Source organism: Methylococcus sp. ANG (genome assembly GCF_040730495.1).
Taxonomy (GTDB): Bacteria; Pseudomonadota; Gammaproteobacteria; order Methylococcales; family Methylococcaceae; genus Methylococcus.
In genome coordinates, this window is the sequence record NZ_CP160399.1 from 1,668,424 (window position 1) to 1,689,719 (window position 21,296).

Annotated in this window: 15 protein-coding genes; 11 read left to right on the forward strand and 4 right to left on the reverse strand. The window is 64.4% G+C overall.

Annotated features, from left to right (window positions below):
* Positions 1 to 52: 52 nt before the first annotated feature.
* Together cgtA and proB are read left to right on the forward strand one after the other, a co-directional pair.
* A complete protein-coding gene (gene cgtA, locus ABZN20_RS07890) occupies positions 53 to 1,090 on the forward strand; it encodes an Obg family GTPase CgtA (RefSeq protein WP_218807384.1) in 1,038 nt (345 codons plus the stop codon).
* A complete protein-coding gene (gene proB / locus ABZN20_RS07895) occupies positions 1,074 to 2,198 on the forward strand; it encodes a glutamate 5-kinase (protein WP_218807385.1) in 1,125 nt (374 codons plus the stop codon). Before cgtA ends, proB begins: the two co-directional genes overlap by 17 nt.
* A 365-nt stretch (positions 2,199 to 2,563) precedes the next feature.
* Here proB and rpsT read toward each other — a convergent pair whose 3' ends face one another.
* Entirely contained in the window at positions 2,564 to 2,842 is a 279-nt protein-coding gene (gene rpsT / locus ABZN20_RS07900; protein WP_010961480.1) for a 30S ribosomal protein S20, read from the reverse strand.
* Between the two features lie 158 nt (positions 2,843 to 3,000).
* On the opposite strand from rpsT, the gene murJ reads away from it, so the two are divergent.
* Genes murJ through lspA form a run of 4 tightly spaced genes read left to right on the forward strand, consistent with a single transcriptional unit; the run spans position 3,001 to position 8,801 of the window.
* Positions 3,001 to 4,542 carry a murein biosynthesis integral membrane protein MurJ gene (murJ, locus tag ABZN20_RS07905; RefSeq protein ID WP_423246436.1) on the forward strand — a complete coding sequence of 514 codons (1,542 nt, stop codon included), beginning with the start codon at positions 3,001 to 3,003 and terminating at the stop codon, positions 4,540 to 4,542.
* Positions 4,543 to 4,550: 8 nt separating this feature from the next.
* Entirely contained in the window at positions 4,551 to 5,480 is a 930-nt protein-coding gene (gene ribF / locus ABZN20_RS07910) for a bifunctional riboflavin kinase/FAD synthetase (protein ID WP_367027294.1), read from the forward strand.
* A gap of 28 nt (positions 5,481 to 5,508) precedes the next feature.
* Positions 5,509 to 8,328 (forward strand): isoleucine--tRNA ligase, encoded by a 2,820-nt coding sequence (gene ileS / locus ABZN20_RS07915; protein ID WP_367027295.1) that lies wholly within the window; start codon positions 5,509 to 5,511, stop codon positions 8,326 to 8,328.
* A gap of 8 nt (positions 8,329 to 8,336) precedes the next feature.
* Positions 8,337 to 8,801: a signal peptidase II gene (lspA, locus tag ABZN20_RS07920; RefSeq protein ID WP_367027296.1), complete on the forward strand. Its 465-nt coding sequence runs from the start codon at positions 8,337 to 8,339 to the stop codon at positions 8,799 to 8,801.
* 14 nt (positions 8,802 to 8,815) lie between these two features.
* Here lspA and ABZN20_RS07925 read toward each other — a convergent pair whose 3' ends face one another.
* Both ABZN20_RS07925 and ABZN20_RS07930 read right to left on the reverse strand, forming a co-directional pair.
* Positions 8,816 to 9,238 carry a hypothetical protein gene (locus ABZN20_RS07925; RefSeq protein WP_367027297.1) on the reverse strand — a complete coding sequence of 141 codons (423 nt, stop codon included), beginning with the start codon at positions 9,236 to 9,238 and terminating at the stop codon, positions 8,816 to 8,818.
* Positions 9,239 to 9,390: 152 nt separating this feature from the next.
* Complete coding sequence (locus tag ABZN20_RS07930; RefSeq protein ID WP_367027298.1) at positions 9,391 to 10,014, reverse strand: TetR/AcrR family transcriptional regulator; 624 nt, start codon at positions 10,012 to 10,014, stop codon at positions 9,391 to 9,393.
* A gap of 112 nt (positions 10,015 to 10,126) precedes the next feature.
* Between ABZN20_RS07930 and ABZN20_RS07935 the strand changes: the two genes are divergently transcribed.
* The 4 genes from ABZN20_RS07935 to ABZN20_RS07950 all read left to right on the forward strand — a co-directional run bounded on the left by ABZN20_RS07935 (position 10,127) and on the right by ABZN20_RS07950 (position 17,677).
* Complete coding sequence (locus tag ABZN20_RS07935) at positions 10,127 to 11,152, forward strand: HlyD family secretion protein (RefSeq protein ID WP_367027299.1); 1,026 nt, start codon at positions 10,127 to 10,129, stop codon at positions 11,150 to 11,152.
* A gap of 5 nt (positions 11,153 to 11,157) precedes the next feature.
* On the forward strand, positions 11,158 to 12,708 hold the full coding sequence (locus tag ABZN20_RS07940; protein ID WP_367027300.1) for a DHA2 family efflux MFS transporter permease subunit: 1,551 nt from the start codon (positions 11,158 to 11,160) through the stop codon (positions 12,706 to 12,708).
* Positions 12,709 to 12,938: 230 nt separating this feature from the next.
* Positions 12,939 to 16,055: a cytochrome C gene (locus ABZN20_RS07945; protein ID WP_367027301.1), complete on the forward strand. Its 3,117-nt coding sequence runs from the start codon at positions 12,939 to 12,941 to the stop codon at positions 16,053 to 16,055.
* A 428-nt stretch (positions 16,056 to 16,483) separates the two neighbouring features.
* A complete protein-coding gene (locus ABZN20_RS07950) occupies positions 16,484 to 17,677 on the forward strand; it encodes an ISAzo13 family transposase (protein WP_367025483.1) in 1,194 nt (397 codons plus the stop codon).
* A 161-nt stretch (positions 17,678 to 17,838) separates the two neighbouring features.
* On the opposite strand, the gene metE is transcribed toward ABZN20_RS07950, so the two are convergent.
* Positions 17,839 to 20,127 (reverse strand): 5-methyltetrahydropteroyltriglutamate--homocysteine S-methyltransferase, encoded by a 2,289-nt coding sequence (gene metE, locus ABZN20_RS07955; protein WP_367027302.1) that lies wholly within the window; start codon positions 20,125 to 20,127, stop codon positions 17,839 to 17,841.
* Between the two features lie 100 nt (positions 20,128 to 20,227).
* Here metE and ABZN20_RS07960 point away from each other — a divergent pair, with 100 nt between their 5' ends.
* The gene (locus tag ABZN20_RS07960; protein ID WP_367027303.1) at positions 20,228 to 21,166 is read left to right on the forward strand and encodes a LysR family transcriptional regulator; all 939 of its coding nucleotides are present in this window, start codon (positions 20,228 to 20,230) and stop codon (positions 21,164 to 21,166) included.
* Positions 21,167 to 21,296: the final 130 nt, after the last annotated feature.

The window sequence follows — 21,296 nt, forward strand, 5'->3', positions numbered from 1 at the left end:
GGCGCGCAACACCGCTTAGGCCCAGCTCGTCTGGGCCTTTTAGTTGATACCCATGAAATTCGTTGACGAAGCCGAAATTCGGGTCGACGCCGGCGACGGCGGCAACGGCTGCATCAGTTTCCGGCGCGAAAAGTACATTCCGTTCGGCGGCCCCGACGGCGGCGACGGCGGCGACGGCGGCAGCGTTTACCTGGTCGCTTCGAACAACCTCAACACGCTCGCCGACTTCCGCTTCCACTCCCATTTCCGCGCCCAGCGCGGCGAGAACGGCTCCGGCAACAATTGCACGGGAAGAGGCGGCGAGGACTGCGTCGTCCAGGTTCCCACCGGTACGATCGTGACGGACGCGGAAACCGGGGAACATCTGGGAGACCTGACCCGGCCCGGCCAGCGCCTGCTGGTCGCCCAAGGCGGCTTCCACGGCATCGGCAACACCCGCTTCAAGAGCAGCACCAACCGGGCGCCACGGCGAGCCACCCCCGGTACGCCGGGCGAGCGTCGCACCCTGCACCTCGAACTCAAGCTGATCGCCGACGTCGGCCTGCTCGGCATGCCCAATGCCGGCAAATCGAGCCTGATCCGCGCGGTTTCCGCCGCCCGCCCCAAGGTCGCCGACTACCCCTTCACCACTCTCCACCCCAACTTGGGCGTAGTGCGAGTCGGGGATCAGCGCAGTTTCGTCATGGCCGACATTCCCGGCCTGATCGAAGGCGCCGCCGAAGGCGCCGGCCTCGGCGTACAGTTTCTCAAGCACCTGGCCCGTACCCATCTGCTGCTGCACCTGGTCGACGTCGAGCCCTACGAAACGGGCCTCGATCCCGTCACCGCGGCGCGCAAGGTCATCGCCGAGCTGTGCAAATGGGGCCACGGACTGGAGGAGAAGCCGCGCTGGCTGGTGCTGAACAAGATCGACCGCCTGGCGCCGGAAACCTTGGAAAGCCGCTGCCAGGAAATCGTCGACGGCCTGCACTGGACCGATCCGGTCTACCGGATCTCCGCCATCAAGGGTGAAGGGCTCGACCGTCTGACCCACGACGTCATGCAGTTCCTCGAGCAACAGCAGCGGAGGCCGGATGCAGAGGAGGAGTGAGCTTCCCGGCAGCCGGCGCGTCATCGTCAAGATCGGCAGCGCCCTCCTGACCGCCGGCGGCAAGGGCTTGGACCAGCCCGCAATCGGCCACTGGGTGCAACAGATCGCCGAGCTGCGCCGGCGCGGAATCCAGGTGGTATTGGTGTCCTCGGGCTCGGTCGCCGAAGGCATGTCGCGGCTGGGCTGGAAAACCCGGCCGCACCGGCTGAACGAACTCCAGGCCGCGGCCTCGGTCGGCCAGATGGGCCTGGTGCAGACCTACGAAAGCCTGTTCAAGCGGCACGGCCTGCAGACCGCGCAGATCCTCCTGACCCATGACGACCTGTCGAACCGGGAGCGCTACCTCAACTCGCGCAGCACCATACTCACGCTGCTCGAACTCGGGGTCATCCCGGTCATCAACGAAAACGACACCGTCACCACGGAAGAAATCCGCTTCGGTGACAACGACACGCTGGGCGCCCTGGTGGCAAACGCGGTCGAGGCCGATCTGCTCGTCATCCTGACCGACCAGGCCGGCCTGTTCGAGCGCAACCCCTCCCTCGACCCCACCGCTCCGCTGGTCTCACAAGCCGGCATCAACGATCCCCGCCTCAATGACATGGTCGGCGACAGCCTGAGCGGGCTGGGCCGGGGAGGCATGATCACCAAGCTGCGTGCGGCCCGCCTGGCCGCCCGGTCGGGAACGGCCACGGTGATCGCCAGCGGCAGGGAGAGCGGCGTGCTGCCGCGCATCCTCGAGGGAGAGAAGCTGGGCACGCTGCTGATCCCGGACGTCTCCCCCCTGATCGCCCGCAAGCGCTGGATGGCCGGGCAGCTCAAATTGAAAGGGAGTTTCGTGGTCGACGAAGGCGCCGAACGGGTGCTGCAGGACGCCGGGAAAAGCCTGTTGCCGATCGGCGTGACCGCCGTGGAGGGCGACTTCCGGCGCGGAGACCTGGTGGCCTGCCTGAATCAGGCGGGACGGGAAATCGCGCGCGGGCTGACCAACTACAGCTCCGAAGAATCCCGCCTCATCATGCGCCAGCCGAGTACGCGCATCGAGGAGATTCTGGGATACGTGGATGAGGCGGAACTCATCCACCGTGACAATCTGGTACTGAGCTAACGATCATGGCGACCAGCCACCCTGGACGATGACAAATCGGCAGGAAAGCCGATTGACAGGTCCCGTCCTTGGGACCTGCCCTCCGGGCCATGCTCCGCATGTTCAAATTTGCTCCCTGCAAATTTGTGCACGCTTTGCGCCCGAAGGGTGCGATACATGGATGTATCGCATGAGCGCGGCTGTCCGCCATGATCGTTCCCCTCACCCCGGCCCAATCATGCCGGGCTCTCCTGCCCGGCACCCTTCGGGTAAATGCAAATCTGCTCCCGGCAGATTTGTCCCAGAGGGAGAGGGTGAGCAAGGTTGCCGCGACTTTCACCTTGAAGCGGCGAGCCGGATCGACCTGGCCCGCCCCTCATTCAGATTCAGGAAGCAGCCTGCAGTGCCAGCGCCTTGACGCGGGCGTTCAGGCGGCTCTTGCTGCGCGCAGCCTTGTTGCGATGAATCAGCCCCTTGTTCACCGAAGAGTCGATGATGGGCACGGCCTGCCGGAACGCTTCCTGCGCCTTCGTCAGATCGCCGGAATCTACCGCCAGGATGACTTTCTTGATGTACGTGCGGAGACGGCTACGCAGGGCGGCATTGTGTGCACGGTTATTTTCCGCCTGCCGAGCGCGCTTTTTCGCGGAAGCGATATTAGCCAAGGTCGACCTCTTCTGGATTGCGACTGTAAGAAAAGGCGAGGATTGTCCTTGTCTTTACCACCACTGTCAACCTGGAAATCACACGCGGCGGGGCATCACGGCCACCGATTGATTATACTGGGCCTTTTTCCCGACGGAGCCGAACTCTGAGCCGACGCTTGCTGAAATCCACCGCCGTGGTGGGTTCCATGACACTGATTTCACGTCTGCTGGGCTTCGTCCGCGACCTGCTCATCGCGCGGACCTTCGGCGCCGATGCGGCAACGGACGCATTCTTCGTCGCCTTCAGAATCCCCAATTTCCTGCGCCGGCTTTTCGCCGAAGGTGCTTTCTCGCAGGGGCTGGTGCCGATCCTGTCGGAACTGCGCGCCAGCACGGACGATGCGGCGACCCGGCGCGCCCTCGGCCGGATGGCCGGAACGCTGGCGCTCGCCGCCGCTCTGCTCACCGCGCTGGGCATGGCGGCTGCGCCGATCCTGACCCTCCTGTTCGCGCCGGGCTTTCATGACCACCCCATCCAGTACGGAATGGCGGTGGAGATGCTGCGCATCACCTTCCCTTACCTTTTCTTCGTCACGCTGACGGCCTTCGCCGGCGGAGTCCTGCATACCTGGGGGCAATTCGCGGTACCAGCCCTGACCCCTGCCCTGCTCAACCTGGCGATGATCGCCGCCGCCCTATGGCTGGCGCCGCTGATAGAGCGGCCGGTCGAAGCCCTGGCCTGGGGCGTTTTCGCAGCCGGCATCCTGCAACTGGTATTTCAGCTTCCCTCGCTCTGGGGCATTCGCCAGATCGCCCTGCCGCGCCCGGCTTGGCGAGACCGGGAGGTCCTGCGCATGTTCAAGCTGATGGGGCCGGCTATCCTCGGCGTCTCCGCGACCCAGATCAACCTGCTGCTCGACACGCTGGTGGCCTCGTTCCTGGTCTCCGGCAGCGTATCCTGGTTATATTACTCGGACCGGCTGGTGGAGCTGCCGCAGGGGCTTCTGGGCGTGGCGATCGGAACGGCCATCCTGCCCCATCTGTCCGCCAACCATCTCGGCCGTGACCGCGACGGTTTTTCCCGTGCGCTGGACTGGGCCTTGCGCTGGGTCGCTTTGCTCGGCCTGCCCGCGACGCTGGGATTGATGATTCTTGCCAAACCTCTGGTATCCACCCTGTTCGAGCACAACGAATTTTCATCTTACGATGTGGAGATGGCGAGCCGCAGCCTCGTCACCTATGCAGCGGGCCTGCCGGGCGCGATCGCCGTCAAGGCGCTGGCCTCCGGATTCAGCGCCCGCCAGGATGTCCGCACCCCACTGCGGTACAGCCTCCACGCCATCGGCGCCAATTGCGCGCTGGCTCCCGCCCTGGCGTTTCTCCTGGCACCCCACGGCTGGGGACATGCGGGCCTGGCCTTGGCGACCGCGGCGGCGGCCTCTCTCAACGCATGGCTGCTGCTCGGCAAGCTGCTGGCCGAACGGGCCTATCGGCCAGGCGCTTCGTGGCGCAGCTTCGCGGCCCGCCTGGTGGTGGCGAACGCAGCGATGGGCGCGCTGCTGGTCCAGGCCCTGGACTCCCCTTGGGCCGACTGGTCCACACCCGATCGCATCGTCCATCTCGCTCTGTGGCTCGGCGCCGGCATCGCCATCTATCTGCTGTGCCTGCTGCTGACGGGCCTGCGGCCCCGCCACCTGCTCCTGCCCGAACGGGCATGAGGCCGGTCATGCGCATCATTCACGGCATCTCCGGCACGACAGGCCCTTCCGCCTGCGTCGCCAGCATCGGCAACTTCGACGGCGTCCACCTGGGACACCAGACGCTGGTCCGGCGGCTGGCGGAAGAAGGGCGCCGTCTCGGCCTGCCGGTCGCGATCGTCCTGTTCGAACCGCAGCCGCGCGAATTCTTCGATCCGGGCCAGTCCCCTCCCCGCCTGATGCGCCTGTCGGAAAAGCTCTCCAGGCTCGCCGATCTGCCGGTCGACTGGGTGCTGCTGCTGCGCTTCGATGAGAAACTCGCCAATCTGGCACCGGAGGACTTCGTCCGCCGGATACTGGCCGAGCGGCTGCATGTCCACCACCTCATCGTCGGCGACGACTTTCGTTTCGGCCGCGGCCGCAGCGGCGACCACGAACTGCTATGCCGCCTGGGCCGGCTCCAAGGCTTCACGGTAAGCGATACCGAATCGGTGACGGTCGACTGCTGCCGCGTCAGCAGCACCCGGGTACGGGAGGCGCTCTGGCGGGGCGACATGGCCGGCGCGGCCAGACTGCTGGGCAGGCCCTATGCCTTGCGCGGACGCGTGGTCCACGGCGACCAGCTCGGCCGCCGGCTGGGCTTTCCCACCGCCAACATCGAACTGCGCCGCGAAAACATTCCGGTGCAAGGCGTATTTGCCGTTACAATGTCGGGCATTTCTGCCGAAGCTTGGCCCGGCGTGGCCAACATCGGCATCAGGCCGACCGTGACCGGCAACCGCAAGGCCATGCTGGAAACCCACTTGTTCGATTTTGCCGGCGATCTGTATGGGCGCCGGGTCGAAGTGCATCTGCACCACAAGCTTCGCGACGAGATGCGGTTTGCCGGCCTCGAAGACCTGAAGGAACAGATTGCCCGCGATGCCGCCGCCGCGCGCGGCTATTTCGCGGCAGGCTGACCCGATACACGACTGCCGACTTTCGACCATGGATTACAAGACCACTCTCAACCTTCCCCAGACGCCGTTCCCCATGAAAGCCAATCTGGCGCAGCGGGAACCCGAGCAGCTTGAACGCTGGCGCACGCTGGACCTTTATAAGAAGGTGCGGTCCCAGCGCGCCGGCCGGGACAAGTTCGTCCTGCACGACGGCCCGCCCTACGCCAACGGCGAAATCCACATCGGCCACGCGGTCAACAAGATCCTCAAGGATTTCATCGTCAAGAGCAGAACCCTGAGCGGCTTCGACGCCCCGTACGTGCCGGGCTGGGACTGCCACGGCCTGCCCATCGAGCTGATGGTCGAGAAGAAGATCGGCAAGGCCGGCCACAAGGTCAGCCCCGCCGAGTTCCGCAAAGCCTGCCGGGAATACGCCGCCGCCCAGGTCGACATCCAGCGCCGCGAATTCGTCCGGCTCGGCGTGCTGGGCGACTGGGAAAATCCGTACCTGACCATGGATTTCCGCTTCGAGGCGAACATCGTCCGGGCGCTCGGCCGGATCTCCTCGCGCGGCCATCTGGTCAAGGGTGCCAAGCCGGTGCACTGGTGCATCGACTGCGGCTCGGCCCTGGCCGAAGCCGAGGTGGAATACGAGAACAAGCATTCGCCGGCGATCGACGTGCGTTTCGCCGTGGTCGACGAATTCGGCCTGATGGCGCGGTTCCATACCGCCGACGGCGCACTCGGCGAAGGCCCCCTGTCGCTCGTGATCTGGACCACCACGCCCTGGACCCTGCCCGCCAACCAAGCAGTGGCGCTCAACCCCGAGCTGGACTACGTGGTGGCCCAGCGCACGGACACGAAGGAGCGGCTGGTGCTGGCGGATGCGCTGATGAAGGACGTGATGCTGCGCTGCGGTGTGGAGGATTACCGCGTCATCGGCTACTGCAAGGGCGCGGAGCTGGAAGGCGTGCAACTCCGGCATCCGTTCTACGACCGCATCGTCCCGGTGATCCTGGGCGACCACGTGACCCTGGACGCCGGCACCGGCGCGGTGCACACCGCCCCCGGCCATGGCCAGGAGGACTACGCCGTCGGCCAGCGCTACGGTCTGGCCGTGGACAATCCGGTCGGCGACGACGGCCGCTTCCTCCCGAACACCGAGCTGTTCGCCGGCGAACACGTGCTGAGCGCCAACGGCCACGTGATCGAGGTGCTCAAGGAGCGGGGCGCCCTGCTGCACGAGGCGCGCATCGAGCACAGCTATCCGCATTGCTGGCGCCACAAGACGCCGGTCATCTTCCGCGCCACGCCGCAGTGGTTCATTGCCATGGACAAGGGCGAGCTGCGCCGCCAGGCCCTGGAGGCCATCGGCCAGGTGCAATGGGTGCCGGACTGGGGGCAGGCCCGCATCGAGGCCATGGTCGGCAACCGCCCGGACTGGTGCATCTCGCGCCAGCGCAACTGGGGCGTGCCGATCCCGCTGTTCGTCCACAAGGAAACCGGCGCGCTGCATCCCGACACCGACCGGCTGATCGAAGAAGTCGCAAAGAAGATCGAGACCCGTGGCATCGACGCCTGGTTCGATCTGGACCCGGCCGAACTGCTGGGCGCGGAAGCGGACCGGTACGGCAAGATCGGCGACACCCTGGACGTCTGGTTCGATTCCGGCGTTACCCATCACGCGGTGCTAGAACAAGACGCCGGCCTGGCTGTCCCCGCCGATCTTTACCTGGAAGGCTCGGACCAGCATCGCGGCTGGTTCCAGTCCTCGCTCATGACCTCGGTCGCGATGAGCGGCGAGGCGCCCTACAAGGCGGTGCTGACCCACGGCTTCACGGTGGATGCCGAAGGCAAGAAGATGTCGAAGTCGCGCGGCAACGTGGTGGCACCGCAGAAGGTCATGCAGACCCTGGGCGCCGACGTGCTGCGGCTGTGGGTGGCGGCGACCGACTACCGCGGCGAGATGACGGTATCCGACGAGATCCTCAAGCGCATCTCGGACGTCTACCGGCGCCTGCGCAACACCGCCCGCTACCTGCTGGCCAATCTCGACGGCTTCGACCCCGCCCGGCACCTCGTCGAGCCGAAAGACATGCTGGCGCTGGACCGCTGGGCGGTGGACCGCGCCCTGGCAATCCAGCGGGACGTGATCGAAGCCTACGAGACCTACCAGTTCAACACCATCTTCCAGAAGGCCCACCATTTCTGCTCGGTGGACCTGGGCAGCTTCTACCTGGACGTACTCAAGGATCGGCAATACACCTGCAAGACCGACAGCCTGCCGCGCCGCTCCGGCCAGACCGCGATGTACCACATCGCCGAAGCCATGGTGCGCTGGCTCAGCCCCATCCTGAGCTTCACCGCCGAGGAAATCTGGCAGTACCTGCCCGGCCAACGCGAGGAGTCGGTGTTTCTGTCGGCCTGGTACGACGGCCTGTTCGCGCTGGATACGGACAGCCGCTTCGATCGGCCGTTCTGGGAGCAGCTCTTGAAGATCCGCGAGGCCGTCAGCAAGGAGTTGGAAATCCTGCGGGTCCGCGGCGAAATCGGCTCCTCGCTGGATGCCGAGGTCGAGCTGTTCTGCGACGCCGCCTTGTTCGAGCGCCTGAACGGCGTGGGCGAGGACCTGCGCTTCGTGCTGCTGACCTCCTATGCCACGGTCAAACCGGCGGCGGAAGCCGGCGCCGGCACCCTGCCGACCGAAGTGCCCGGCCTGGAATTGAAGCTCACCGCCTCCGACAAGCCCAAGTGCGTGCGCTGCTGGCATCACCGCCACGACGTCGGCACAGACCCGGACCACCCGGAACTGTGCGGCCGCTGCGTGGAGAACGTCGCTGGCGCCGGCGAATCCCGCTCGTTCGGCTGAGGTCGTCCATGTTGAAATGGCTTTGGCTGTCGGTGCTGGTTTTCGCCCTCGACCAGCTCAGCAAGCAGATCGTCGACGCCTCGATGCGGCTGTACGAGACGATTCCGCTGCTGCCGGTGTTCCAGCTCACCTACCTGCGCAACCAGGGCGCGGCGTTCAGCTTCCTGAGCCAGGCCGGCGGCTGGCAGCGCTGGTTCTTCATCGCGCTGTCGGTCGGCGCTACGGTGCTGATCACGTACTGGCTCAAATCCATGGACCGGCGGAAAACCTGGGAAGCGGCCGCGTGGGCTCTGGTGCTGGGCGGCGCGGTCGGCAACCTGCTGGACCGGGTCGTCTATGGCTACGTCATCGACTTTCTCGACGTGTTCTACGGCGACTGGCACTGGCCGGCGTTCAACGTGGCCGACTCGGCCATCACCGTCGGCATCGGCATGCTGCTGGTCGATTCATTCCGGGACCGCGCGAACGCCTGAATCTCAAGCGGACGCTAACTCGACCGGCGGCTGAGGCAGGCGAGATAGGACGACGTGATCTCGTTCAGGAGGAACGAGGCATCCGGGTACCGATTCCGGAACCGGCCCGGTTTGCGGCGCGCCTTTCCGCTGGTACAGGAGACCTCCACCGGATAGACCATCCAGCCGGCGGCGCCGACACGGGACTCGATCGCCCACGCGAATTCCGGCGCGCCGTCGTGGATGACCGCCAGTTCGGCGGACCGCTGCCGCATGTCGACCGCGCCCATGCGCCCGTATTCGCTCAAGGCGCCGGCGAAGGTTTCCAGGGCGGGCCCCACGACATCGCGAAAATAGGCGTCGCACTCCCTGCCATATTCCGCTTCGGCGGCCCGGGCACCCTGGGCCTCCAGCGCCAGCTTGCGGAAATGCAGGTCCAGGCTTTGTTTCCAGTCCATCCGTTCACCTCCCCTCTGGGCCTACGATCATGGCGACCAGCCGCCCTGGATGATGAAAGCGACTGCCCGCCATGATCGTTCCCCTCACCCCGGCCCTCTCCCAGAGGGAGAGGGTGAGCAAGGTTGCTACCGCTTTCACGTTAAGAGCCGGCTCACACGCGCGCAGGCGAATCCGCATAGCCGTGTCCCCTCAGAAACAGATCGACGGCCGCGCCGACCAGTGAAGTTTTTTCGTCTTCGCTGAGGCCTTCCTTCTGGCCGAGCAGGCAGCGGAAGTGCTCGTCGCCTTTCAGCATTCCCAGAAACAGCCGGGCCGAGACGCCAACGTCCGGAATCGCCAGGACTTTCTGGGCCGACAGATCCTCGAGATAGGCCGACAGCTTCCGGAGCACCGGCTCGGGCCCGGTCCGGTACACGCGGGCACCCAGTTCGGGGAAGAGTTGCTGCTCGCCGATGATCACCCGGTAAAGCGTCACGGCTTCTTCGGAATAAACCAGATCCACGAAGGCGCGTGCAATGGCGGTAAGCGCAGCGACGGGATCACGCACCTCGGTCTGCGCCTTGGCCAAGGTGTTCAGCAGGGCCTCGCACTGCAGCGAAATCACCGCGGCGAACAGATCCTGCTTACCCTCGAAATGGCTGTACAGGGTGGCCTTGGACACCGGCGCTGCTTCGGCGATGGCCTCCATGCTGGCGCCGGCGTAGCCGTGCAGGAGAAAAATTCGCTTGGCAGCCAGCAGGATGCTTTCGCGTTTGGAAAATCGGACGGTGTTCATCGGTTCTCATAAAGATCGCGCCGGCTTGCGGCCGGATCGGTTCGTGATTATTCTAAACTGAACGTATCAGTTCATTTTTCTTATTCCGCCTGTTTAATAGTAGACGCACGAGATGCGACTGCCCACCTCCCCGCGACATCTGCTCCTCCTCGTCGGCCTGGCATCCTTGAGTACGGGCGGCGCAGCGTACTGGCTCGAGGCCGTACGCCCCTACGAAACCACTGACAACGCTTACCTCAAGGCACACCTCATCCTGCTCAGTTCCAAGGAAACGGGCTACGTGAAAGAGGTGTTGCTCCAGGACAATCAGCGGGTGAAGAAAGGGGACGTCCTGGCGGTGATAGACGATCATGAATTCAAGGCGCGCGTCGCCGAAGCCAGCGCCGAGGTGGCTGCGACGGCAGCGCGCATCACGGCCCTGGAGTCCGAGAAGCGGACCCAGGCTGCCAGGGTCCGCGAAGAGGACGCCAATATCGCGTCCGCTTCAGCCGACCATGAACGGTCGCTACGCGACCTGAAACGGCTCGACCGCCTGGCCGAAGCCGGCGCGGCCTCGGCCCAGTCGCTGGACACCGCAGAAACCTACTGCAAGCAGGCCAAGGCGCTGCTGGACAAGAACCACTCGGCGCGGGATCAGGCCGAAATCCGCCTGATCGCCCTGGACGCGACGATCGCTGAAAAACGGGCCCAGCTCCAACAGGCCGAGGCCCGTCTGGAACTGGCCCAGATCGACCTGGAAAACACCCGCATCCTCGCTCCCATCGACGGCACGGTAGGAAATCGCAGCGTCCAGATCGGGCAACTGCTCCAGCCCGGTAGCGTACTTGCCTACCTCATCCCGGCGGACGGAGTGTTCGTCGAAGCCAATTTCAAGGAAACCCAGATCGAACACATGCGGGTAGGGCAGGCGGCGAGCATCGTCGTGGACGCCTATCCCGCGGCGCCGCTCGAGGCGGTAATCGACAGCCTGGCGCCCGCCAGCGGATCGGAATTCAGCATTCTCCCGCCGGAAAACGCCACCGGAAACTTCACCAAGATCGTCCGGCGCGTATCAGCCAAGCTTTCGTTCGCCGCCGGGGCCGATCTCAGCCTGCTCAAACCCGGCCTGTCGGTTCAGGTGCGAATCAAAGTCCGTTGACCGCCATGACAGCGGACGAAAGCGTCCCCGCCCGCGCCTGGATAGGCTTTTTCGGAATGGTGTTCGGGGTCTTCATGGCGGTCCTCGACATCCAAATCGTCGCCAGCTCGCTGGAACAAATCCAGGCAGGGCTGGCTGCCACCCACGACGAAATCACCTGGGTGCAAACCGCCTATCTCATCGCCGAAGCCATCGTCATTCCGCTGTCCGGCTGGCTCAATCGGGCACTTTCCACCCGCATCCTGTTCACGCTGTCCTGCGGCGGCTTCACCCTGACCAGCCTGTGCTGCGCGCTGGCCTGGAACCTACCCTCCATGATCGCGTTCCGCGCCCTGCAGGGCTTCTTCGGCGGCGCCATGATCCCGACCTTGTTCGCCGTGATCTACACCCTGTTCCCACCCCGCCAGCAAGCCGCGATGGTGATCGTGGTCGGCATGGTGGTGACGGTGGCGCCCACGGCCGGCCCCGTACTCGGCGGTTATTTGACCGAGATCCTGTCATGGAAGGCCCTGTTCCTGGTCAATCTGCTGCCGGGTCTACTGGTCTGCCTTTCGACCTGGCTCGCGGTGGAGGTGGACCAGCCTGAATGGGCGCTGCTCAGGCGCGTCGATTTCGCCGGCATCCTTTACATCGCACTTTTTCTCGGCAGTCTGCAATTCGTGCTCGAGGAAGGCATACGCAACAACTGGTTCGAGAGCCGCGAAATCGTGTTTTTCAGCGTCATGACGCTGATCACCGGCAGCGCAATGTTCTACCGCGAACTCCGCATCGATGCGCCCATCGTCGATCTCTGGGCGTTCCGCAACGCCAATTTCGCGGTCGGCTGCCTGTTCAGTTTCATCATCGGCATCGGCCTCTACACCATGATCGCGCTGACGCCGGTCTATCTTTCATCGGTCAAGCGGCTCAACAGCCTGCAAATCGGCGAATACCTTATGATCACCGGCCTGTTCCAATTCATTTCGGCATTCGTGGCGGGCCCCCTGGCCAAGCGGATGGACTCGCGCCTGATGCTGGCGCTGGGCCTCTTCCTCTTCGGACTGGGCTCATGGCTGAACGGAAGCCTGAGCTACGACTCCGGCTACTGGGAATTTTTCGGGCCCCAGGCCCTGCGAGGTTTCGCCCTGATGTTCGCTTTCCTGCCGATCAACTCACTGGCCCTGGGCACTCTGCCCGAGAACCAGGTCAAGAACGCCAGCGGACTTTACAACCTCACTCGGAATCTGGGCGGCGCCATCGGTATCGCCGTCGCCAACACCCTGATGATCCGTTGGAACAAGGAACATTACGCGGCCCTGCGCGAATCGGTCACTTCGGGTTCCTCGCAAGCCGACGCGCTCCTCGCCCGGCTGGAAAGCCACGCCGCCCTGCTCCACCTCCCCGATCCCTCCGACGCCGCGCTCAAGCAGCTCTATGGCCTGGCCCTGCGGGAAGCGCAGATCATGACCGTCAACGATTTGTTCCACGTCCTCGGCCTGCTGTTCTTCGCCTCTCTCCTCCTGATGCCGCTGGTCAGAAAAGTCCGGCACGACGCCGGCGACACCGGCGCCCACTGAGCCGGCAGCGGCTCCAAACCCTCGTCCGCATCCAAAGACCGGCGCCCGGACGCCGCGATGCGTGGTTTCGCTCAGACCAAAGCGATATCACACAATATAGTTTGTCGCTGATGCGCGATTGACATTGATTCTCATAGAGTTTTCCCCTGGCTCGATTACTGCGTCGGCACATCGGCGAGCCCCGGCTCGCAGTCCGCGGAACAACAATCAAGAAATACGACGGAGGAACCGTGAATAGCACGAGCCATGCACCACCATCATCGCATCGTGGCGGCTCGCTTTTCGCCGGCCTCCTGCTGACGCTGGCCGCCGCGCTGGCCCCCGAGGCCGCCGTGGCCGCCGCCAAGCTCAAGATCGCCAAGGCCGTCTGGTCGGACAAGGCCGGCACGCTGACGGTCAAGGGCAGCGCCAAGGGCAACAGCGGCCCGGTCGACGTCTACGACATCAACGGCCGCCGGCTGGGCGGCGGCCAGGACGCCAGCTTCGCGCTCACCCTGGGCCGTCAGGACCTCGGCAACGTGCCTTGCGCCGTGCGGATCGAGGCGGGCGGCACCGAGGCGGTCAAGCTGGTGAAGGGAGCCCCCAAAGCCTGCACCGGCGTTCCCACCTGCAGGATCACGAACCCGGCCGAGGGTGCGTCGCTCCAGATCGGCGTGCAATCGCATTTTGAGGCCACGGCCAACAGCAGCGATCCGACGGCGCAGCCGCTCAAATATGAATGGGATTTTGCCGGCGGGGCGATGGGGCATCCGACCGAACTCATGGCCATGCCCACCTTCATCCGCGACAACAGCCGTTACCGGGTGCGCTTCAGCGCCACCGACGCCAAGGGCCGGCGCTGCGAGGATGCGGTCGAAGTCGTCGTGGGCACGCCGCCGGCCGGCTTGCCCGCCAAGGTCCCGGAACAAGCGGCACCGAAGCTCGGGGGCGAGCTGGACGGCACGCCGGACGACCTCGCGGTGCTGCCCTTCGAGGACTGGACCATGCAGCACACCACCGACGCCAAGACGATGCCCAACGACTACGTGTCGTTCAATCCGCTGATCAACACGATGAACGCCTACGTATACAAGAAGGCGAGGCTGCCGGTCCCGCTCGCCGGCGATGCCGTGGAAGTCGACTATTCGGCCGCCTCCAACCCGAGCGATCCGGTGGGCGCCAACTCGATCAACTCCACCAGCCAAAACTGGCCGGTTGGGGCGTCTTTGATGGAGGCGGCCGTGCAAAAGACCGACCTGTGGGAAACCTTCACCCGAACCGATTTCGCGGACGTCGACCAGAGCAAATACATCAACGGCTCGTGGATCATGGACCCCTGGAAGAAAGGCGGCCAGCCGCAGCCGGACGAAGGGTATTTCAAGTACAAGGCCGTGACCATCAGCGACGGCGGCAAGGTTTACGGTTCCGTACCGGACAACGACCCGAACAACAGCGACCACGGCCGCTACATGCCCGGCATCGCCCAGCCGTACCAAGCCAACGACCCGCAGGCGTTTTCCAAATTCCTGGATGGCGAGCAGCGGTTCGCGGCCACCACGATCCCGATGACGGATGTCGACGACCAGGGCCGGGTCAACCCCTTCCCGCTCCTGCGGGTGGAGGCGAAACGGAACGGCCGGACGCTCGCCGCCACCGACGCCGTGCTCAGCAATTCCAGGGACCACCACTGCCGGGAATGCCATGCCAAGGGCGGTATCGCCGCGCCCGAGAACCCGCCGCAGACCAAGGCCGCGTGCCGTTCCAGCCCCTTCGGCGCGATTTCCGACGAGCGCCGCAAGCGCATGGGCAGGGCGGCTTATCCGCCGTGCGAGGAAAAGCCCGCCTATTATTCGGTATCGGACTTCGGCGGCGATCCCAACAGCATCTTCGACCAGGAGTACGCCGCCGCCCTCAACTATTCCAGCATCCATGAATTTTACGACGGCCTCTATTTCCTGGATCAGATGCTGCACGGCGTAAAGGACCACAAGTCCGGCAAGGTCATCGCCGACCGGCCATCCCCCTGCTACGGCTGCCATGCCACGGCGATGCTGTTCGTCCCCTTCAAGCAGGAATGGTGGGACGTCGACGGCTTCAAGGTGAACGATCCGGTCTACGAGCCGAACTACTCGATCGCCATGCACCGCTTCCACGGCGAGCTGCAGTGGAACGACGCCAAGACCGGCATCGTCCGCGACGACAAGGGCATGTACGTGCGCTGGGACTGGAAAACCAAGGGCCGCAACACCAGGACGCTGTTTCCGACGCTCGACGCCGGCGGCAATCAACTGCCGATGGAGGAAAACTGCCTGAAGTGCCATTCCGGCCACCGCGAACAGCTGTACCGGGACCGCATGTACACCGCCGGCGTCACCTGCTACGACTGCCACGGGGACATGCTGGCGGTGGGCGAAGCCTTCCCCAAGAACTATCTCGCCAACAAGGACAAGCTGGGTTCGCTCGAACGCGACGACTACCGCGTGCCCTGGTTCGACGAAACCGACTGCGGCTCCTGCCACGTCGGCGACGGCAACCTCGGCAAGGACGGCTCGGGCGGCTTCTTCAGCGCCGGTGTCATGAAACGGGCTTTCGACGATGCCGACCTGTCGGCGACGACCCGCCCTGTCGATCGCACCAATCCGGATTCGGTCCGCTTCGCAGTCGCGCCCAAGGAGAACTACAAGGCGACTTTCCCGACGCTGTTCTATTACACCGTCGATCCGACCTCGATGGTGTTCCAGACCAAGATGGTCGACACGAAGATCGACGCCCCCGTATACCGGCACGGCAAGGACAGCCACGGCGACGTCGCCTGCGCGGCCTGCCATGGCGCGGCCCATGCCGTCTGGCCGAACCGCGATCCGAACGCGAACGACAACGTGACCGCGCTGCAGCTCCAGGGCCATACCGGCACGATCCACGAGTGCAACGTATGCCACACCGCGGACTCGTTCGCCAGGAAGGAGGATCTGGACGGCGGCCAGTACAGCGGCGACGCCAAGGCCGGCATCCTGGGCGGGCCGCACAACATGCATCCGGTCAGCGACCCCTACTGGTGGAAGCAGGCGAACGGAGACAGCGCCAACAGCGACGGCACGACCTACGGCGGCTGGCACAACCAATACGCCAAGTCGTCCGGCGCCAAGGGCGAAGACCAGTGCGCGGCCTGCCACGGCAGCGACCACAAGGGCACCCGTCTTTCCAAGACGCCGGTGGACCGGGTGTTCGACTTCCGGGGCTATGACGGCAAGAAGCTGAAAAAGGCCGGGTTCAAGTCCAAGGTGGTGAAAGTGGCCGCCGGCACGCCGATCGGCTGCGACACCTGCCACAGCCTGGAGACCAGCTTCATCGGCTCGCCGGGGCATTGAGGACGCAGTCCAAACCGCCAGGGACGGCTTTCCACCGCGGGGACGCTGAACGGTAGCGGCTTCGGCCCAATCCCGTATCGGCGCCTCGAGGTGGAAGGACACTGGGAAAAACGGCGGAACCGGGCAACCGGTTCCGCCGTTTTCATTCATCCTGAGGATCGTGGCAACCAGCCCCCCATGAAGATGGAAGTCACGTAAGGCGGATGCCGAAGGCGATCCGCCAAGATCGAAATGATCTGCGGACATCGCCGCGATATCCAACCACCTCGCGAAACCGCCCGAATCCTGAACTCGCCGGTGTGAAAGCCGTTTCGGAATGGCGGAACCCGAGAAGACGGTTCCGCCCTACCCGCCGTTTTCATTCATCCTAAGGCATTGGAACAAAATAACTCTTCCAAATACTGAGGGGTTTGTTTTAAAGTTGCGGTATGGAACATGCCGCAATCAAGAAGCGCTTTGAGAAACTCGATCGGTACCTGGACGAGCGTCTGCGGCGCTTGGTTGCCGGGGCGGAGGCGCTGGCGATTGGCCGAGGCGGAATCTCGGCTGTGTCACGGGAAACCGGTTTATGTCGAGAGGCGATTCGTCAAGGCTGCCAAGAGTTGGAACAACAGAATGCCTTGCCTCAGGGCCGTATTCGCCGGAAGGGGGCAGGCCGGAAACGGACGGTTGACCAGGACTCCACCCTGAAGGCCGATTTGGAGCGATTGATTGATCCGGTGACGCGCGGGGATCCGGAATCCCCGTTGCGTTGGACGTGTAAGAGCACTCGGCAATTGGCCGAAGCCCTCACTGAGATGGGGCACCGAACCAGCCATCGGATGGTGGGCGAACTGCTCCGCGCGCTGGGCTATAGCCTGCAAGGTAATCGAAAAACCTTGGAGGGCGGTTCGCATCCGGATCGCAATGCCCAGTTCGAGCATATCTACACCCAGGTGAAGCAGTTCCAAGGGCGGGGCGATCCGGTCATCTCGGTGGACACCAAGAAGAAGGAACTGGTCGGGAATTTCAAGCAACAGGGCCTGGAATGGCGCCCCGAAGGGCAGCCGGAAGCCGTTCGGGTGTATGATTTTCAAGACCCCGAACTGGGGAAGGTGGCACCGTATGGCATTTACGATCCGACGTTGAATATCGGCTGGGTCAATGTCGGGACGGATCACGACACCGCGCAATTCGCGGTGGAAAGTATTCGCCGCTGGTGGCACTCCATGGGCGCACCGTGTTATCCGAAGGCACGGCACTTGTTGATTACGGCCGATGGCGGTGGGAGCAATGGCTCGCGTGTGCGCTTATGGAAGCGGGAGCTTCAGGCATTAGCCACCGAGTTAGGACTGGCCATCACGGTGTGTCACTTCCCGCCGGGAACCAGCAAATGGAACCAGATTGAGCATCGCCTATTTTCCTTTATCACGATGAATTGGCGCGGTCGTCCGCTCATCAGTCACGAGGTCGTGGTGAATTTGATTGCCTCGACGACCAATCGCAAAGGCTTGCGGGTCTATTGCGAACTGGACGATAGCGAATATCCCAAAGGGATCAAGGTCACCGACGCGGAAATGGACGGCCTCAAAATACAGCGCCATGCCTTCCATGGCGAATGGAATTATACGATCCTGCCGTAGCATTCATATGGCAGATTTATTTTGTTCCAATGCCTAAATTCCTCTATATGAACTCGCAAAAATTCCGTTCTCCCTGAGCGTGCCGAAAGGCTCACGACGAACGGTTTCCAGGGAGAGCTCAACAAAAGAGTTTAGATTCATGTCCGGTTCGAAGCCCCCATTTACGCCGCCGATCTGGCCGGCGACTTCTCCTCACGCATGGCCCTGGCCGCCTCGACCATGTTCGCCAGCGCCTGCTCCGCTTCCGGCCACTGGCGGGTTTTCAGGCCGCAGTCCGGGTTGACCCACAGCCGCTCCGGATCGACCGCCGCGGCCGCCTTTTCCAGCAGCGCCCGCATCTCGGCGCCGGCCGGAACCCGCGGCGAATGGATGTCGTAGACGCCGGGGCCGATGTCGTTGGGATAGCCGAAGGCGCCGAAGGCTTCCAGCAGGTCCATGGCCGAGCGGCAGGTTTCGATGGTGATGACGTCGGCATCCAGCGCGGCGATGGCCGGCAGGATGTCGCCGAACTCGGAATAACACATGTGGGTGTGGATCTGGGTATCGTCGGCGACGGCGCAGGAGGCGAGCCGGAACGCCTTGACCGCCCAATCCAGATAATCGACCCGGTCGGCGGCCTTGAGCGGCAGCCCCTCGCGGAATGCCGGCTCGTCGATCTGGATCGCAGCCACGCCGGCGGCTTCCAGGTCGGCCACCTCGTCCCGGATCGCCAGCGCGATCTGCAGGGCCGTCACCGCGCGCGGCTGGTCGTCCCGCACGAAGGACCATTGCAGCATTGTCACCGGCCCCGTCAGCATGCCCTTCACGGGTTTCTTCGTCAGGCTCTGGGCGTAGCCGATCCATTCCACCGTCATCGGCTCGGGTCTCGCCACGTCGCCGTAGATGATGGGCGGCTTGACGCAGCGGGAGCCGTAGCTCTGCACCCAGCCGTGCCGGGTGAAGGCGTAACCGGCCAGTTGCTCGCCGAAATACTCCACCATGTCGTTGCGCTCTGCCTCGCCGTGCACCAGCAGGTCCAGCCCCAGGGCTTCCTGCTTGCTGACGGCTTCGCGGATGGCGGCCCGCATCGCATCCCGATAGGCCCCCTCGTTCAGCTCGCCGCTGCGGTGGGCAGCCCGCGTCTTGCGGATCGCCGGCGTCTGGGGAAAGGAGCCGATGGTGGTGGTCGGAAACGGCGGCAGGCGCAGCCGCTCGCGCTGCAGCGGAGAGCGCTCGGCGAACGGCGAGTAGCGGCGGAAATCGGCATCGCTCAAACCCTCCAGCCGCCGCTTGACGTCGGGATCATGGGTCAGCGGCGATTGCGCCCGAGCCTGCAGCAAGCGCTCCTGTTCCGCGAGTTCCGTGGCGACGGCCTGCCGCCCCAGCCGCAAACCTTTGTCGATCACGGCCAGCTCCTCCAGCTTCTGCACGGCGAAGGCGAGCCAGGCCTTGATCTCGGGATTCAGCGAGGTTTCCAGGTCCAGGTCCTGCGGCACGTGCAGCAGGGAGCAACTGGGCGCGAGCCACAGTCTATCGCTCAAGACCGAACAGGCGTTTTCCGCCAGGTCCAGCGCGCGACGGAGGTCGGTGCGCCAGACGTTGCGGCCGTCGATCAGCCCCAGGGAAAGCACCTTGTCCGCCGGGAAATCCTTCATGAAATCCGCGATCTGTTCCGGCGCCCGCACTGCGTCGATATGCAGACCGGCGACAGCCGAGGACTTGAGCCATACCGCGTGCTCCGCCACCGAAGCGAAATACGTCGCCAGCAGCAGCTTGGGGCCGGCTTCCGCCAGGGCGGCGTAGGCCGGCGCGTAGGCTTCGATCCATTCCGGCGGCAGGTCCAGGCCCAGGATCGGCTCGTCCATCTGCACCCAGTGCACGCCGGAGGCATGCAGGCGCCGCAGGATCGAGGCATAGGCCGGCAGCAGCCGCGGCAGGAGTTCCAGGCGGCTGAAGCCGGCCTGCTTTTCCTTGCCCAGGTAGAGATAGGTCAGCGGTCCGATCAGCACTGGCTTGGGGTTGAGCCGCAGGGCCTTGGCCTCCTCCACTTCGTCGAACAGCCATTCGGCACCCGGACCGAAGCTGGCTTCCCGGTCGAACTCGGGGACGATGTAGTGGTAGTTGGTATCGAACCACTTGGTCATTTCCATCGCCGGCTGTTCGGCATTGCCCCGAGCGAGCTGGAAATACTGGTCCAGCGTCAGAACATCCGCCTGGAAGCCGAACCGGTCGGGGGCCGCACCAAGCAGTGCCGTCATGTTCAGCATCTGGTCGTACCAGGCGAAATCGCCGACCGGCACGAGGTCGATGCCGGAACCGCTCTGGATCATCCAATGCCGCTCGCGCAACTCCCGGCCGGTCTGCGCCAGTTCCGCCGAGCCGGTCCGGCCGGCCCAATAGGCTTCGACGGCCTGCTTCAGCTCGCGGCCTGCGCCGATGCGGGGAAATCCCAGGGAATGTGTGACTGCCATATCTGCCTCCTCGTGCTCATCGAATTGAGAGCTGGCATGATCGGGACAGGGTGATTATTATTCAAACTCAATATTTTCATCGTAGTTATCGATTTCATTCATGAAGCCATCTCTATTGGAACTCCGCCACCTGCAAACCCTGTTGGCCCTGGTGGAAACCGGCACGCTGTCGAAGGCGGCGACGCGGGTCTTCCTCACCCAGTCGGCCATCTCGCACCAGATCAAGCAGTTGGAAGACCATTACTGCGTGGTGCTGTTCGAGCGCAAGACCCAGCCCTTGCGCCTGTCGCCCGCGGGCCAGCGCCTGCACAGCCTGGCCGAGACGGTGATGAAGGCGGTGCGGGAAGCCGAACGCGACGTCGCCCGCATCGCCCAGGGCAACAGCGGCCAGCTCCGGATCGCAGTGGAGTGCCACACCTGCTTCGACTGGCTGATGCCGGCGATGGACCAGTTCCGCGAACACTGGCCGGAGGTCGAGCTGGACCTGGTCTCCGGCTTCCACGCCGATCCCTTAGGGTTGCTGCGTGAGGACCGCGCCGAGCTGGTGGTGGTGTCCGAACCCCAGGCGCGCGAGGGCATCGCCTTCCATCCGCTGTTCCGGTTCGAGATCGTGGGGCTGGTGTCGCGCCAGCACCCGCTCGCGCCCAAAGCCTTCCTGGCGCCGGAGGATTTCGCCGAGGAAACCCTGCTCAGCTATCCGGTGCCGGAGGACATGCTGGACATCGTCCGCAAGGTGCTCAAGCCCCGCGGCATCGAGCCCAAGCGGCGCACCGCCGAACTCACCGTCGCCATCCTGCAGCTCGTCGCCAGCCGCCGCGGCATCGCCGCCCTGCCCAACTGGACCGTGCAAGGCTACCTCGAACGGGAATACGTGCTGGCCAAGCCGATCGGCGAAACCGGCCTGTGGAGCGCGCTGTATGCCGCCACCACGGAAGACATGGCGCAGTCGGCCTACATGGGGGATTTCCTGGACATCGTGCGCTCCAGCAGTTTCCGCAATCTGCGGGGGCTCATGCCCCTCACCGAAGAGTCGCTGTGAAATATCCGTGGGAGCGGGCTTTAGCCCGCGACTATGCCTGAGGCCGATCGCGGGCTAAAGCCCGCTCCCACAGTTGTATCCGCTGGACCGGCAAGTGGGAGGCCAAAACGCATTCGCGGTTGCGCGATGG